Source organism: Burkholderia sp. JKS000303 (genome assembly GCF_002563755.1).
GTDB lineage: Bacteria > Pseudomonadota > Gammaproteobacteria > Burkholderiales > Burkholderiaceae > Burkholderia > Burkholderia anthina_B.
Genome location: NZ_PDBZ01000001.1, coordinates 4,389,445 through 4,402,329 on the forward strand (window position 1 = coordinate 4,389,445; position 12,885 = coordinate 4,402,329).

14 protein-coding genes are annotated in these 12,885 nt (G+C 65.2%); 9 read left to right on the forward strand and 5 right to left on the reverse strand.

Going from position 1 to position 12,885, the window contains the following annotated elements; genetic code table 11:
- Nucleotides 1-10 precede the first annotated feature (10 nt).
- Nucleotides 11-484 (reverse strand): hypothetical protein, encoded by a 474-nt coding sequence (locus BX604_RS20525; protein ID WP_244108907.1) that lies wholly within the window; start codon nt 482-484, stop codon nt 11-13.
- Nucleotides 485-747: 263 nt separating this feature from the next.
- On the reverse strand, nt 748-1,644 hold the full coding sequence (locus tag BX604_RS20530; protein ID WP_098552415.1) for a LysR substrate-binding domain-containing protein: 897 nt from the start codon (nt 1,642-1,644) through the stop codon (nt 748-750).
- 301 nt (nt 1,645-1,945) lie between these two features.
- On the opposite strand from BX604_RS20530, the gene BX604_RS20535 reads away from it, so the two are divergent.
- From BX604_RS20535 to BX604_RS20550, 4 genes are all read left to right on the forward strand, one after another.
- On the forward strand, nt 1,946-2,584 hold the full coding sequence (locus tag BX604_RS20535) for a hydrolase (protein WP_098552416.1): 639 nt from the start codon (nt 1,946-1,948) through the stop codon (nt 2,582-2,584).
- Between the two features lie 236 nt (nt 2,585-2,820).
- On the forward strand, nt 2,821-3,543 hold the full coding sequence (locus BX604_RS20540) for a haloacid dehalogenase type II (RefSeq protein ID WP_098552417.1): 723 nt from the start codon (nt 2,821-2,823) through the stop codon (nt 3,541-3,543).
- 99 nt (nt 3,544-3,642) lie between these two features.
- Nucleotides 3,643-4,074: an STM2901 family protein gene (locus tag BX604_RS20545; RefSeq protein WP_175802647.1), complete on the forward strand. Its 432-nt coding sequence runs from the start codon at nt 3,643-3,645 to the stop codon at nt 4,072-4,074.
- A 3-nt stretch (nt 4,075-4,077) separates the two neighbouring features.
- Nucleotides 4,078-4,443 (forward strand): DUF1493 family protein, encoded by a 366-nt coding sequence (locus BX604_RS20550; protein ID WP_098552418.1) that lies wholly within the window; start codon nt 4,078-4,080, stop codon nt 4,441-4,443.
- A gap of 368 nt (nt 4,444-4,811) precedes the next feature.
- Here BX604_RS20550 and BX604_RS20555 read toward each other — a convergent pair whose 3' ends face one another.
- Entirely contained in the window at nt 4,812-5,516 is a 705-nt protein-coding gene (locus BX604_RS20555; RefSeq protein WP_098552419.1) for a hypothetical protein, read from the reverse strand.
- A gap of 177 nt (nt 5,517-5,693) precedes the next feature.
- Between BX604_RS20555 and BX604_RS20560 the strand changes: the two genes are divergently transcribed.
- Both BX604_RS20560 and BX604_RS20565 read left to right on the forward strand, forming a co-directional pair.
- A complete protein-coding gene (locus tag BX604_RS20560) occupies nt 5,694-6,497 on the forward strand; it encodes a lipid II flippase Amj family protein (protein ID WP_098552420.1) in 804 nt (267 codons plus the stop codon).
- 133 nt (nt 6,498-6,630) lie between these two features.
- Complete coding sequence (locus BX604_RS20565; RefSeq protein WP_257146367.1) at nt 6,631-7,236, forward strand: GNAT family N-acetyltransferase; 606 nt, start codon at nt 6,631-6,633, stop codon at nt 7,234-7,236.
- A 180-nt stretch (nt 7,237-7,416) separates the two neighbouring features.
- Here BX604_RS20565 and BX604_RS20570 read toward each other — a convergent pair whose 3' ends face one another.
- Nucleotides 7,417-8,376 (reverse strand): LysR family transcriptional regulator, encoded by a 960-nt coding sequence (locus BX604_RS20570; protein WP_098552421.1) that lies wholly within the window; start codon nt 8,374-8,376, stop codon nt 7,417-7,419.
- A gap of 156 nt (nt 8,377-8,532) precedes the next feature.
- Here BX604_RS20570 and BX604_RS20575 point away from each other — a divergent pair, with 156 nt between their 5' ends.
- The 3 genes from BX604_RS20575 to mmsB all read left to right on the forward strand — a co-directional run bounded on the left by BX604_RS20575 (nt 8,533) and on the right by mmsB (nt 12,402).
- Complete coding sequence (locus BX604_RS20575) at nt 8,533-9,852, forward strand: MFS transporter (protein WP_098552422.1); 1,320 nt, start codon at nt 8,533-8,535, stop codon at nt 9,850-9,852.
- Nucleotides 9,853-9,970: 118 nt separating this feature from the next.
- The gene (locus BX604_RS20580; RefSeq protein WP_098552423.1) at nt 9,971-11,497 is read left to right on the forward strand and encodes a CoA-acylating methylmalonate-semialdehyde dehydrogenase; all 1,527 of its coding nucleotides are present in this window, start codon (nt 9,971-9,973) and stop codon (nt 11,495-11,497) included.
- Nucleotides 11,498-11,511: 14 nt separating this feature from the next.
- Nucleotides 11,512-12,402 (forward strand): 3-hydroxyisobutyrate dehydrogenase, encoded by an 891-nt coding sequence (gene mmsB, locus BX604_RS20585; RefSeq protein WP_098552424.1) that lies wholly within the window; start codon nt 11,512-11,514, stop codon nt 12,400-12,402.
- Nucleotides 12,403-12,494: 92 nt separating this feature from the next.
- Here the strand turns inward: mmsB and BX604_RS20590 are convergent, their stop codons facing one another.
- The gene (locus tag BX604_RS20590; protein ID WP_098552425.1) at nt 12,495-12,827 is read right to left on the reverse strand and encodes a hypothetical protein; all 333 of its coding nucleotides are present in this window, start codon (nt 12,825-12,827) and stop codon (nt 12,495-12,497) included.
- Nucleotides 12,828-12,885 lie beyond the last annotated feature (58 nt).

Consider the following 12,885-nt stretch of genomic DNA (forward strand, 5'->3'; position numbering starts at 1 on the left):
GACGATGTCGTTAGTTGTCCGGATAGATCTCGATGACGGCCACCTCGATCTGCTCGCCGGTCCGGCTGTGAAAGTGAAGCGAAAAACGCCCCGTGATACCGACGGGGAGAATGTCCATCGACTGATCGGTGCCGGACGAGCATGCAGCGAGCGCGCCGGGTATTTCATGGACCATCAGGACCCCCGTCTCACGCGAGTGCACGCGGATATGCGCCTGCATCCCTTCGTGAATCGCGATCACGGGTCGTGCCCGGCGCAGCGGGTCCCGATCGACCTCCACGGAAAAAACCTGCTGGGCCGGCAGCCCTGTCGAGGCTCGCGACAGATGTCGCGCAACGCCGTATGCCAGCACGAGTGCCGACACGGTCGCGATCCACGCGATCGTCCGGCACCGCCGTCGCAGCTTCCCCTCCTCCATTGCGGCGCTCCGTTTCATCGGCTGCGTGGCCGCGCGCTGTCGTCGTACCGGCAGCGCGGTCGTCAACCGTTCGACGCATGGTAGTGAGCCGCGTCATGCCGCGATATCTGCTTATTGCGCGTTGTCGGGAAATTGCGTCGGGAGTAACCCGAGCAGCGCGATCCGGACGGTTTCGCGAGCCGGATCCGGGATGCGTCGCGTCCGGATTGCACTGGCCGGCGACGATCCGGGCGTGAGGGAGCGATCCGCGACGGGAACGTGCGGACCGGCAGTGGCACCCGCCGCGTCGATGCGCCCGGAGACGGCACACCCGACGCGGCAGCCAGTCATCAATCCTTGCGGATGTGTTCGGCGAGGAAGTCGATCAGCAGCCGCACGCGCGGCAGCAGCCCGCGCCGCGACGGAAACACCGCGTGAATCACGCCGCCCTTCGGCGCCCATCCCGGCAGCACGTCGATCAGCGTGCCGTCGCGCAGGTCGTCGTCGATCGCCATGCACGGCAGTTGCACGATGCCGACGCCATGAATGGCCGCGTCGCGCAACGCGTGCATGTCGTCGGAGACATAGCGCGGGTGGTGGCGCAGTTGCGCGTGCTCGCCGTTCGGCCCGACCAGTTGCCACACGTGATGCCGCGCCGGCCCCCAGTCGAGGCTCGGCTCGCCGGCCAGTCCGGCCGGATCCGTCAGCGGCGCCCCGCGCCTGGCCAGCCATTGCGGCGCGGCCACCAGCCGCTGCGGGCTGTCGCCGAGAATGCGCATCACGAGATCGCTGTCTTCCAGCGGCGGAAAGCGCACGCGCAGCGCGAGGTCGAAGCCTTCGCTCAACAGGTCGACACGACGGTTCGTCGCTTCGAGGTGCACGTGCACCTGCGGATGAATCGCCATGAAACGCGCGATGAGTTCGCTCACGCGATATTCGAGCAGCGCGGTCGGGCAGCTCACGCGCACGATGCCGCGCGGCGCCGCGTGCTGACGCTCGATCACCTCGCGCGCCGCATCGGCTTCGACGAGCACCGCGAGACAGCGCTCGTAGAATTCGCGGCCCGTTTCGGTGACCGTGAAGTGACGCGTCGTCCGCTGCAGCAGCCGCACGTCGTATCGCGCCTCCAGCGCGGCGATGCGCCGGCTCAGCGTCGATTTCGGGACATCCAGCGCCCGCCCCGCCTGCGTGAATCCGCCGTGCTCGACCACCTTCACGAAATAGTAGAGGTCGTTCAGGTCATCCATGATTGTTCCATCCATAGAACACTGACGGCATTTTACGGGACTGGAAAGTCGGTTGTTGCGCGAATAGCATCCTTCTTCAAGGTGGATCGATTGGATCGCGGCGGTCCGGAAATATTCCGGACGGGCGCATCGCGCACTGCATCGATTGACCAAGCCTGGCGCATTCGCCCGCCGCACAACCGCGGCCGGACGTTTGCGACAGCGCGGGCGCGACGCCGCGACGACGATCCCGACATCGCGGCCGCGCCCACCCGGACCCTCGGGATTTCTCTCACTTCCTGCCCTGTCTCTGGAGGCAACCATGGCAAGCGAACCGATTCGCGACCCCGCGAACGACCACCTGCTCACCCCGCAGAATGCGGCGTTCATCGTCATCGATTACCAGCCGGTCCAGGTGAACTCCATCGCGTCGATGGATCGCCAGCTGCTGATCAACAACATCGTCGGCGCGTCGAAAGCGGCCGTTGCGTACGGCCTGCCGATCGTCCACTCGACCGTCAACGTGAAGACCGGCCTGAACAAGCCGCCGATCCCGCAACTGCGCGCCGCGCTCGAAGGCTATCCGACCTACGACCGCACCAGCATCAACTCGTGGGAAGACGTCGAGTTCCGCACGGCCGTCGAAGCCACCGGCCGCAAGAAACTCATCATGACCGCGCTGTGGACCGAGGCGTGCCTGACCTTCCCCGCACTCGACGCGCTGAAGGCCGGCTACGAGGTCTACGTGGTCGTCGATGCGGTCGGCGGCACATCGGTGGCCGCGCACGAAGCCGCGCTGCGCCGCATCGAGCAGGCCGGCGGCCAGATGATCAGCGTCGCGCAATTGTTCTGCGAACTGCAGCGCGACTGGGCACGCAGCGCAACCGTTCCCGCGTTCATCGACCTGTTCATCCAGACCGGCGGCACCGCGGGCATCCAGTTCTCGTACGACAAGAGCTGAGTCCCGCCTGTATCCCGCCTGTACGCAATCTGCGTGACATGAACCGCCCCGCCCGAGCCGCCCGGCCCGGGCGGGTACCGGTACATCCAGGCCACGTGACAGCTCGCCGGCAGCCACACGGCGCCTCGCGGCCAGCCGCGTTTTCCCATCCGTGATTCAATGTCGTTCGACCCGGCATCGCGCATTGCAGCAACGCCGCGTGCCGCCTGCCCCTCGTTCGACCTTCACGGAATCACATGACGAATCCTGCCGAGATCAAGGCGCTCGTTTTCGATGTATTCGGAACGATCGTCGACTGGAGAAACGGTGTCGCGCGCGATGCCGCGGCGTTCCTTGCGCGCCATGCGCCGGCGCTCGACCCGTTCGAATTCGCCGATACATGGCGGCGCGAATACTCACCGTCGATGGAGGAGATCCGCAGCGGACGCAGACGCTACGTGCGGCTCGACGTGCTGCATCGCGAGAACCTCGTGCGCACGCTTGATCGCTACGGCGTCGACGGCGTGCCAGACGCGGAGATCGATGCGCTCACCCTCGCGTGGCACCGGCTCGACCCGTGGCCGGATTCCGTCGCGGCGCTGCAGCGCCTGAAACGGCGCTACGTGATCGCCCCGCTGTCGAACGGCAATATCCGGCTGATGATCGACGTCGCGAAACACGCGGGCCTGCCGTGGGACGCGATTCTTGGCGCCGAAGTCGCGCGCGCGTACAAGCCGTCGCCGAAGGTCTATACCGAAGCGGTCGAGATTCTCGGCATCGCGCCGGCCGAGCTGTGCCTGGTCGCCGCGCACAACGGCGACCTCGCCGCCGCCCGGCAACTGGGGCTGTCCACCGCGTTCGTGCTGCGCCCGACCGAACACGGGCCGGCCCAGACGACCGACCTGAAAGCGGATGACGCGTGGGATTTCGACGTCAGGGACCTGAACGAACTCGCGGACCGGCTCGGGTGTCCGGGGTGAGTGCCGGCCGGGCTGTTCCAGGCGATGCGGTAAAGTACCGCCTTCGCAAGGGGCACACACTGAGAGAGCAGCGCCCTTGCTGGATCAGGAGAAAAATAAATGAGTGAAAACCGGTACACCTACGGCACCTGGCAGAATTTGCGGCCCGTCGACGTCTTTGCCCTGGTAGCGATAGACGAGACGCGCAAGCAACTCGGCCTGGACGATCTGGCTGCCGCCTCGGCGATGCTTCTCGGCCAGGCCGACGTGCCAGTTCTCGGCAAGTTTGCAGGGGCAACCGCGGGTACGTCTGTCGCCTCCCTGGCCGCCCGCAAGCTGTTCCCTCAGACGCTGCCGTTTCGCCTGCCGATGATCACAGGCGTGGGGTTGTCCGGTATTCGGATCGCCTACACGCAACGCCTCGGCGCGTGGATCGGCCGGACAATTCCTGTCGTGGGCGAGGTGTTCCTGGCGCGCGACGCGTTCCTGATCATGCGCAACACGGTGTCGACCTACAACCGCATCGTGAAGCCCGAAGACCGGGTGCTCTGAACCATGAAAGACGATACCTGGGAACGCCTGGAAGCCTTCACGCGCGAGGAACTCGGTCGGCCGCTGTTCGGCGGCAAGCTAAAGCTGCAGCCGGAATCCAGGCTTGAGCAGGACCTCGGCGTCACCGGCCTGGACGGGGTGGAATTCATCGACAAGTGGGCAGAGACGTTCGGCGTCGACGCCCAGGGGTTCCCGTACCGGCGCTATTTCGGCCCCGAAGGTCAGGAACTGCTGTCGTCGCTCATCGGGCTGTTCGTGAAGCGACTGCGCCAGCCGGAGCGGCGGCCGCTGACCCTGGGAATGCTGGCCGAGGCAACGCGACGCGGAAAGTGGGACACGGACTCGATCGAGGCTTCGGCAGGGAAGTGATCGTGATGGGAGAGGCCGGTCGACCTGCTGACCGGCCCTTTTCGCTGGCGGAAATGTAATTACGTCATGCGAAATTTTTCGTTCACCGCGGAATGCCGGGGAGGAACGTCGGCGTTCGGCCAAGTCGATCGTCCGCAACGGGTCGTGCGCCGTCGATCATTGACAAGCGCCAGACTGCCGCAGCGATCATTTCGCCGAACTTTTAGAGATGGCCCGGTACTTTGCGGCGTGGCGGCGCCGCGTCATCCGTTCGATTGCAAAGGCTGAAATCGTCGACGTTAGCCCAACGGCACTCGCTGCTGCGTCTATCGTGCTGAACAGAAGTCTGTCCAGCGTGCCACGGCAACGCCAAGGTGCGACCCGAACAATCAGTCAACCCGGTACCAGCGACCCGATTCCGGGCACACAGCGGCGGGTGCGCCGTTCGACCAGACTTGCTCCTCATCCAGGTGCAGCGCGGTCGAAGGGTCGATGTCGAAGACTACCTCAAGTGCTTGCCCGACATGGGCGTCTTCGATGGGAAGCTCCCAAGTCAGGAATATCTGGATGCAATCCTGATCCGGCGCGAAGTCGACCGCATTAAAGCCGCTGCTGCGGCGCTGAATGACGCCATGAGGCTGGCCGGTATCGAATATCACGGCTGTCCCCCGGGTCAAGGGAATGCGATGGCCCGTAGAGGGAAAATGCAAGTCCAGCCCCCGGTCCTCGCTCAGGAAGAGATTGCAGAAGGCCGCACCGCCATATTGCGCGCCGTCATGGTGGTACTTCGCGCCACGACAGGCCATGAGGGCTACGTCACTGGAGGCAAGCACGGTGGGCAGCCCGAGCGCGCACGTCCAGTCGGACATTGCCTGCACGCAGCGCTTGTAGTCCGGCCAGCGCGCTTGCGTTCGCGCCAAAGGCATTGCCTCGACGTCCCCGGGCTCCAGGACGAGCCGCGACGATGTTTCTCTTTCCCAGTCTGCAAGCACGCGTGCGGAGGGAACGGGCACGTCGACCGTGCCTGATAGAACGATGTCACTTACGCGTCGACTGCGAATGGCGTCGCCGCTCCAGAAATAGGAAGTCAGCATGTCTCGAATTCGACGCTGTCGAAGGGGGTATCCGGGCGATTGTAACGATTCAGCCGAATCATGTCGGCGAAAATCGGCCAGTTTCCGGCATTCGATGTCGGCCTTCAGTTTGGTGACAATCGAAAGGCAACGGCGCTCAGTTAGACTTCAACTCTTGCCCAACCTCGTCGAGATGTCATGGACGTCCAGCTTTTCATCATCTGCGGACTTACATTCGTAATCCACGTCATCGCGACGTTAGCCTACGCGGTACGGATAGCTGGCGTCCGCACGCGACGTATCGCTGTGTCGTTCTCTCTGTTCGGGATCATCGCCCTTGCCTCCCGAACGGCGAACTCCTTTCAAGGACCATTCATAGCCAAGCGCGTCGAGCTTGATATCGCCCAGCACCTTGAGGGTGGGCTGCTCGGTGACTTTCGTCTCTTCCTCGTTACGGCCACTGCGGCGAGCGTAGTCGGCGCACTGCTGATCCCAACGTTTCAGCGATATTTCAGTCGTGCTGTCGAACACTTTCAGGCCAACCGTTCGTTGCCACGCCTCACGTTGCATATTTTCAGCCGTGGCGGCATCAACTATCTGCGCGACGGCGCGCGTGTTCCGTCACGCCAAAACATCTCCCAGCTAGCGAGCGGTGCCGGGGTGTCCGGTACGGTGATAGCTCTCAACGTCTTTGCCATGGCCATCTGGACTGTCGGTGTTTTCGCTTCGCTCTACGCGGGATATCTGAAGCCAGACTTGCGCGTGACATGCGCGAATCTTTCGTCGGTGATTAACGGTTTTGCGACGGTGGTGTTAGCAGTGGTCATTGACCCGCAGGTTTCCGTCATGACAGACGACGTGATCGAAGGCCGGATCTCTGAGAATAGCTTTCGGCGAGCTATCACCACACTTGCTGGGGCGCGCGTTCTCGGGACCCTATGTGCGCAAATAATGCTCGTACCGGCCGCGCTGATTATCGTACGCGTCGCCGAACTGATTTAGACCTGAGTACGTCGTCCCGAAACGCGCTGCGATTGACCTCTAACGGGAATAGTATCGCGGCTTCCGACTCACTAGGGTCGCATCTATTGCGCGCAGCCCCAGGACAGTTTGCGCTGCTCGCCATGCGGACCAAATGGTCGACAATTGGGGCGTGGATCTTATGGCGAACGAAATGACAAGCGCCACAATTAATCTAATGGAGGCACAAGCGATGACCTCAAAAAGCATTCGCCGCGCAACAGCAGATGACGTGCAGGTTATTACACAGATCCGAAACGACGCGCATGCGACCAAGGTCGCCCATGGCGATTATGCATGGGGCAAGGACGGAGACGGCTTTTCCGAAAGATGGGTGCTGAATAGTCTCTCGCGAAGAGCGACGTATGTTGTAGAACACGACTGCATGCCGGTGGGGACGTTTTCCCTGGATATGGAGGATGAAGCCTACTGGGGACCTCAGGAGCCAATCGCCGGCTATGTGCATGGACTTTCCGTGAGAAAGGGCTTCAACGGCCGAGGCCTTGGCAGCTTCATGCTCGATTGGTGCGCCAACCAAGTCAACATTCTGAACCGAAGTTTGCTTCGTCTGGGCTGCGACGCGAGAAACACCAAGCTCTGTGCCTACTATGAGTCGCTTGGTTTTGTCCGGGTAGGGGGGAAGCCAATGCCCGAGCTCGGCGACTATGTGGATTCACTGTTTGAAAAAGCGGTGAATCCGATGCGAGGCTCGGGATGCTAGAGAGCGCCGGTGCTTCCAGCTCCGAACGGCCGCTCTGAAGCAAACCGAACGTCCGGAGCGAGTGGCGGCAACCGACGCCCACGAAACTTCACGAAGAACCCAATTTTTCCACGCTGCCTGCGTATCGCGCACAGCTTCACCCGCCGCGCTCTGCGTCATCCACATCGACCGCCCCGCCCACTATTCAGGATCCCCGACGAATCGCAACCGCTCCGACTCCCCCATCAGCAACGCGCGATTCGCGTCCGCCGCCGCGCGCAGGTAATCCCACAGCGCCGTCACGCGCCGCAGCTTGCGCAGATCCTCGCGACAGGTCAGCCAGAAGCAACGCGTGACGACCACGTCGTCCGGCAGCACCGGCACCAGCGCCGGCTGGGTGGCCGCCATGAAGCACGGCAGGATCGCGAGCGCGCCGCCCTGCAGCGCCGCGAACACCTGCGCGATCACGCTCGTCGTGCGCAGCCCGGCGGTGGCGCCCGGCACCGCGCGCTCCAGGTACAGCAGCTCGCTGCTGAACGCGAGATCGTCGACGTAGCTGATGAACGCGTGGTGCGCGAGATTGTCGGTGCACGTGATCCGCGGATGGTTCGCGAGATAGTCGCGCGTCGCATACAGCCGCAGCTGGTAGTCGCACAGCTTCGTGACCACGTAAGGCCCGCGCTCGGGCCGCTCGAGCGTGATCGCGAGATCGGCCTCGCGCTTGGGCAGGTTGACGAAATGCGGGACCGGCAGCAGGTCGACGGTCACATGCGGATGCGCGACGCGAAACCGCGCGAGCTGCGGCGCGAGGAAAAAGCAACCGAACCCTTCGGTCGACCCGATCCGTACATGGCCCGACAGCGCCTCACCGGTATTCGCGACCTGGTCGCAGGCGGACTGCACGGTCGTCTCCATCGCATCCGCGTACGCGACCAGCCGCTGGCCCTCGGCCGTCAGCGTGAAGCCGCCGGAGCGCGACTTGTCGAACAGCAGCGTACCCATCGCGGCCTCGAGCACGCGAATGCGCCGCGCGACGGTCGTGTAGTCGACGCCGAGCCGCTTCGCCGCGCCGCTCGCGCGCTGCGTGCGCGCGACTTCGAGGAAGAAACGCAGGTCGTCCCAGTTCAGGTTGCCGGAAACCGGCTCGGTGGCGTGTCGCATCGGCGGGAAAAAGGGCTGGAGTCTCCGGGCCGGCCGTCGATATGCATAAATGCATATCCAACCGGTTTTCTTGTCGGTACATCATGGATCCGCGCATAACTATACTCGACCGTGACCTGAGGACCATGAGCCGCGGGCAATAAAACCGGAGACACCATGCAGACGCGATCCACCCTCGATGAGCATGCCACCGCCGCGGCGCCGGCACCTGCCCGCACCGCGAAGCACTACCTGCTGGCCGGTTGGGCCAGCATGGCCGGCACCACGATCGAGTGGTACGACTTCTTCCTGTACGGCACCGCCGCCGCGCTCGTGTTCAACCGCATCTTCTTCCCGTCGCTCGACCCGGTCGTCGGCACGCTCGCCGCGTTCGGCACGTTCGCGGTGGGCTTCATCGGCCGGCCGATGGGCGGCATCGTGTTCGGCCACTTCGGCGACCGCATCGGCCGCAAGTCGATGCTGATGATCACGCTGCTGCTGATGGGCGTGCCGAGCATGGTGATCGGGCTGATCCCGTCTTACGACAGCATCGGCTACTGGGCCGCCGCGCTGCTGATCGCGATGCGCTTCCTGCAGGGGATGGCGGTCGGCGGCGAATGGGGCGGCGCGGTGCTGATGGCCGTCGAGCATGCGCCGAAGGGCCGCAAGGGGCTGTTCGGCAGCCTGCCGCAGACGGGCGTCGGGCTCGGCCTGATCCTGTCGTCGGTCGCGATGGCCACGGTCGCCGCGCTGCCGGACGCCGACATGCTGTCGTGGGGCTGGCGCGTGCCGTTCCTCGCGAGCATCGCGCTGGTCGGCCTCGGCTGGTTCATCCGCGCGAAGGTGCCCGAGTCGCCCGACTTCGAAAAGGTCCGCAAGCAGGGCAAGGCCGAGAAGTCGCCGGTGACGGCCGCGCTGCGCCGCCATCCGCGCGAGGTGCTGACGATCGTCGGTGCGCGCGCCGCCGAGAACACGTGGTTCTACATGGTCGTCACGTTCGCGCTCGCCTATGCGACGCAGCAGCTGCATCTGCCGAAGGCCGAGATGCTGCACGCGATCACGGCCGGTGCCGCGCTGTCGCTCGTCACGATGCCGCTGTGCGGGCATCTCAGCGACCGCATCGGCCAGCGCCGGATGTTCGCGATCGGCCTCGTGCTGATGTGCGCGTTCGCCGCGCCGTTCTTCATGATGCTCGGCACGCAGCAGACGTCGTATGCCTGGTGGGCGATCGTGCTCGGCCTCGGCGTCGTGTTCCCGATCCTGTATGCGCCGGAATCGCTGCTGTTCGCGCAGCAGTTCCCGGCGGAAATCCGCTACAGCGGCATCTCGTTGTCGGTGCAGCTCGCCGGCGTGATCGGCGGCGGCTTCGCGCCGATGATCGCGACGTCGCTGCTCAAGGCCGGCGGCGGCCAGCCGCATTACGTGATCGCGTATCTCGTCGGCTTCGGCGTGTTCGCGCTCGTGTGTACCGCCTTGATGCGTCCGCCGCGGGCATGAGCCCACGCAGCAGCCCGCCTCGCCCCGATTTCAGTTCGACCTGCCGTCCGCCGTGGCCGCACGCGCGACGGACGCAGACCACCCTTTTTCTTCGCACCACCGTTTCCCGGAGACATCCATGAACGCCGCAGTTCCCCAGACCACCCTCGCCCTGCCCACCGCCAAGCTGCTGATCGACGGCGCGTTCGTCGAATCGCAAAGCGCCGAATGGGGCGACATCGTGAACCCCGCGACGCAGGAAGTGATCGGCCGCGTGCCGTACGCGACGCTCGACGAGGTCGATGCCGCGATCGCCTCCGCGCAGCGCGCGTTCCAGACCTGGAAGACGACGCCGATCGGCGCGCGCCTGCGCATCATGCTGAAGTTCCAGGACCTGGTGCGCCGCAACCTCGAACGGATCGCGAAAACGCTGACGGCCGAGCAAGGCAAGACGCTGCCCGACGCGCAGGGCGACATCTTCCGCGGCCTCGAAGTGGTCGAGCATGCGTGCTCGATCGGCACGCTGCAGCAAGGCGAATTCGCGGAGAACGTCGCGGGCGGCGTCGACACCTACACGCTGCGCCAGCCGATCGGCGTGTGCGCGGGCATCACGCCGTTCAACTTCCCCGGGATGATCCCGCTGTGGATGTTCCCGATGGCGATCGTGTGCGGCAACACGTTCGTGCTGAAGCCGTCGGAGCAGGATCCGCTGTCGACGATGCAGCTCGTCGAACTCGCGATCGAGGCCGGCGTGCCGCAGGGCGTGCTGAACGTGGTGCATGGCGGCAAGACCGTGGTCGACCGTCTGTGCACGCATCCGGACATCAAGGCGATCTCGTTCGTCGGCTCGACGCGCGTCGGCACGCACGTGTACAACCTCGGCAGCCAGCACGGCAAGCGCGTGCAGTCGATGATGGGCGCGAAGAACCACGCCGTCGTGCTGCCGGATGCGCATCGCGAGCAGTCGATCAACGCACTGGTCGGCGCCGGCTTCGGCGCGGCCGGCCAGCGCTGCATGGCGACGTCGGTCGTCGTGCTCGTCGGCCAGGCACGCGACTGGCTGCCCGACCTCGTCGAGAAGGCGAAGGCGCTGAAGGTCAACGCCGGCGCCGAAGCCGGCACGGACGTCGGTCCGGTCGTGTCGAAGGCCGCGAAGGCACGCATCCTGTCGCTGATCGACGCGGGCGTGAAGGAAGGCGCGACGCTGCTGCTCGACGGCCGCGACGTGAAGGTGCCCGGCTACGAGCAGGGCAACTTCGTCGGCCCGACGATCTTCTCGGGCGTGACGACCGACATGTCGATCTACCAGGAAGAAATCTTCGGGCCGGTGGTGGTAGTGCTCGAAGCGGACACGCTCGACGAAGCGATCGCACTCGTCAACGCAAACCCGATGGGTAACGGCGTGGGGCTGTTCACGCAAAGCGGCGCGGCCGCGCGCAAGTTCCAGAGCGAGATCGACATCGGCCAGGTCGGCATCAACATTCCGATCCCGGTGCCGGTCCCCTATTTCAGCTTCACCGGCTCGCGCGGCTCGAAGCTCGGCGATCTCGGCCCGTACGGCAAGCAGGTCGTGCAGTTCTACACGCAGACGAAGACGGTCACCGCACGCTGGTTCGACGACGACACGACGGCCGGCGGCGTGAACACGACGATCGCGCTGCGCTGAGCGAGGGCCCGCACATGGAAATCGCATTCATCGGACTCGGCAACATGGGCGGCCCGATGGCCGCCAACCTGCTCAAGGCCGGCCACGCGCTGACGGTGTTCGACCTCGACGCGAACGCGGTCGACGCCGCGGTGCGCGCGGGCGCGACGGCGGCCGCCTCGCCGCGCGACGCGGCCGCACGCGGCGCGCTGGTCATCACGATGCTGCCGGCCGCGCAGCACGTGCGCGCCGTCTACCTGGGCGACGACGGCGTGCTGGCCGGCGCGCGCGCCGGCGCGACGTTCGTCGACTGCAGCACGATCGATCCGGGCACCGTGCGCGCGGTGACCGAAGCGGCCGCGCAACGCGACTTCCCGCTCGCCGATGCACCGGTGTCGGGCGGCACCGGCGGTGCGCAGGCCGGCACGCTGACCTTCATGGTCGGCGCGCCCGACGCGCTGTTCGAGCGCATCCGTCCGGTGCTGCTCGACATGGGCAAGAACGTCGTGCATTGCGGCGGCACCGGCACCGGGCAGATCGCGAAGATCTGCAACAACCTGCTGCTCGGGATCTCGATGATGGGCGTGTCGGAAGCGATGGCGCTCGGCGCGGCGCTCGGCATCGAGCCTTCGGTGCTGGCCGGGATCATCAACACGTCGACCGGACGCTGCTGGAGCTCGGACACGTACAACCCGTACCCGGGCGTGAACGACGCGGCGCCTGCCGCGCGCGGCTATACCGGCGGCTTCGCGGCGAACCTGATGCTGAAGGATCTCGGGCTCGCGACAGAGGCCGCACGCAACGCACGGCAGCCGGTGTGGCTGGGCGCGCTCGCGCAGCAGCTCTATCAGTCGATGAGTCAGCAAGGGCTCGGCACGCTGGACTTCTCCGCGTGCGTGAAGCTGTACGAAGCACAGCCCGCGTAACGCAGCGGACGGACGTGCGCCGACCCGCGATGCCCATCAGCGGCATCGCGGGTCGAATCACATTCGGAGGAACGCGAACGCGCGATCGACGCTTACCCGCGCGGGTTCGACGCGGTCTCGAAGGTCGGATGGCACTCGAACGCCAGCTCGGAGCGCGCGTCGACACGGCGGCCGCCGGTCACCGACTCCTGCTTCAGGCTCGCGCGCAACCCGCGCTGCGAGCAGTAGTTGGTGGCCTCGTTGACCGCTTTTTCATGGGCGTCGGCCCACGTCGTCGACACGCCAAGCGTGCGCGTCGTCACGGTGAAAACGTTCGGGTTCGACGTCGCGGTCACGTCGGAAGCGGTCGAACACGCGGCGAGCAAGCATGCAGCAGCCGCGATGGTCAACCATCGCAGGGATCGAAAAGGGACAGGGATAGACATGGGGGGCAAGCGCACGTCGATTCGACGGCATTGAGCAACATAGCCGACAGTATGCCTG